The organism is Bradyrhizobium cedriense, assembly GCF_054602315.1.
Window position 1 is genome coordinate 1 of record NZ_JBTSWB010000022.1, and the last position, 2,357, is coordinate 2,357.

Annotated in this window: 2 protein-coding genes; both read right to left on the reverse strand. The window is 54.5% G+C overall.

All coding sequences use genetic code 11. The annotated features are described in order from the left end of the window. Positions 1-535: 535 nt before the first annotated feature. Complete coding sequence (locus ACYCVF_RS36715) at positions 536-1,411, reverse strand: DUF2156 domain-containing protein (protein WP_459607643.1); 876 nt, start codon at positions 1,409-1,411, stop codon at positions 536-538. Between the two features lie 770 nt (positions 1,412-2,181). Then, positions 2,182-2,357 (reverse strand): IS1096 element passenger TnpR family protein (locus tag ACYCVF_RS36720; protein ID WP_459607645.1); only part of this gene is annotated, 176 nt, incomplete at its 5' end.

Consider the following 2,357-nt stretch of genomic DNA (forward strand, 5'->3'; position numbering starts at 1 on the left):
TGGTCAAGCCGTGAACGAAACAGATCCTGATCGCCGCTCTCCCGACGCTCCCGTGGCCGCATCGAATCCTCCGCTCGTCACCGCCTGCAGCAGGGAATCACAGCTCGAGATTCGAGGGAATCACAAACATCATTTTGCAAGAAAACCGCCTCCCAAGCACCGCTTGCTGGCAAATCCAATCCCGGAAATTCCGGCATTTTCCTTTACCGCTCAATTGCTTCAGGATTCTTCACGGACGACCACATACGCTCTAGAGTCCGTGCTCCGCCCACGGCATTGTCGCGTCGAAACAAAACGGCAACAACAGCCGCGGCGTCATGATCAGGATGGCTTCTCCATCGAGGCTGATATCCATTGCTCGCAGGTCAAGCTGACGTTCGACTCAGGCGGCGCGCGGTGCTGCCCGCCCGTGCGCTCGAGAGAGCGCACGCTCACGACGTTTGATCTGGTATTTCTCTATGTAGATCGGCCGACGTCGGCGTCGGCCTTCAACATTAAACATCAGCGTCGTGCTGCGGCCCGTACGTGTGAGTCGTCAGAACGATCTCCGTGCACTGTACTTTTCCACGAGTCCGGTTGGGTGCCAGCTGAGCTTCGATTGGCGTAAGCCTGAAACGCCGAGATCCTGGGCTCGATTAATAAACCTTGCTTCAGCTGCTATCTGTCCTGCAAATGCGTGAAGAACGTACTCGTAAGCGCCCTTGAACTCTCGTACTGCCTTCTCATGGTGTTCAACAAACATTTCTGAGTTGAGCCATTCGCCAACGGCAAAGCCCACGAGCCTCTGACCTATCTCCACGACCACTCCCCTTATGGGCAGGGAGTCAAAGTGCTGGAAAGCGACTTTAACAGCGGCGGTCTCGTCAGCTCCGGAGCTGCGGTCGGCGGCTTGCTCGAGCAGCCATCTCTCTTGAAGCTCGATGCAAGCAGCAGCATCGCGTGCCTGCAGCACGCGCACCGTTGGATTGAGACGAGCAAACCTCCTAACGAGGTTTCGTTTCCCTTCGAACTTCTTGCCCTTTAACGTTATCAATTCCTCGACGTTGTAGTAGTAGTCACTATTGTCGCGATCGAATACCATGGAGATGCGTCCTGAAAGTTCATCCGAAAGGGACTTCGGAATCCGCACCCATTTGTACGTTTGGACCCCGGGAAGGGGCTCCAGCATGATCTCCTTCGGATGCTCTCCCATCGGAGGAAAGAACTGCGGTTCGCTGTCAGATTTACGTTGATAGCACACGATGAGGTGATCGCGATATACACCGAATTGGTGGTTCTTTATGTCAGCCCAGCAGAGAATGTTTGCAAAAGTCATTTCAGAGCATTTGGGCGGGTATTCCGCAAAGTAGCGGTCAAAGGTGGTCTTGTGGGCAATTGACACCGATTGCATCACGTCAAAGATGCTCTTCATGACTATCTGCCTATTAAAGTGGAGTATTGCAGCGAGGCGGGATGCAGGTGATTATCTTGACTAGTCGCCAACCAAATTTGTATCGGCTAAGGCGATTGGGAGACTGACCACATCGACAGGTAAAACCGTCGGTAGGCCAGTTCACTGTTGCCGTCCATCGCGATTCTTTTCCCTCTCACTGCTCGTCTGCTCGTCTGCTCGATGGCGTTCAGACCAATGTTGTTGCCGTCGGCTCGATACCGGCTGACAAGAGTGGCTAATTAGGAAGTGTACTCACTTGCAGAGGGTCGATGAGGCGCGATCCGCACGGTTCTCTTGTATGGCGCCAATAGAAGCCAAAACGTGTTCCTGGTACGTCACCGCCGCAATCACTTGCCTCACAAGACTAGTCATCTTGATCCTTCCTTTGACCGTCTGCCAGCTTTCATAGACGGCGTAATGTGACTGCCATCAACACAATCGCGTTCGTCGTCGGATTGTCATCCCCTTCATCGTCCGACGGCTAGTAAGGCAATCTAAACGGCGCCGCGCCAGCTCCGTCAACTATCAGCTCTGGCAGTCGACGTCGTTGACGAGAAACTCAACCGTCTTCGGGTACTCGCTGACTGCGATTGGCACTCAATGCCTTTCACATATTGAACAGCCGCGCGAGACCTGAACGTTCGGGCTGCCGATGTGGTTCGTGGCGAAAAGCGGATTCGGTAGAACGGCCTATTGGTGAACTCAAAAGTAAGCGTAGGTCCGCGGCCCTTTTGATTGGCGCTTGACGTCTATTTTGACCGGGTGGCGCGACGTCGTGGCTTCCAAATTCCGGACAATGCGTTGACGGCGGCCTCGATTGCCTTCCGGTCGATGACGTTGGGATCGAACCGCTCCGGGCCCCAGAGGCGCATATGTTCGTGCTCTGGATGTGCGGGGTCGCTGATGGCATCAAGGTATTCGGCAT

Bases quoted from the DNA above. Each gene is read 5' to 3' on its own strand.
- ACYCVF_RS36715 (WP_459607643.1), bottom strand. From the start codon at position 1,411: ATGAAGAGCATCTTTGACGTGATGCAATCGGTGTCAATTGCCCACAAG.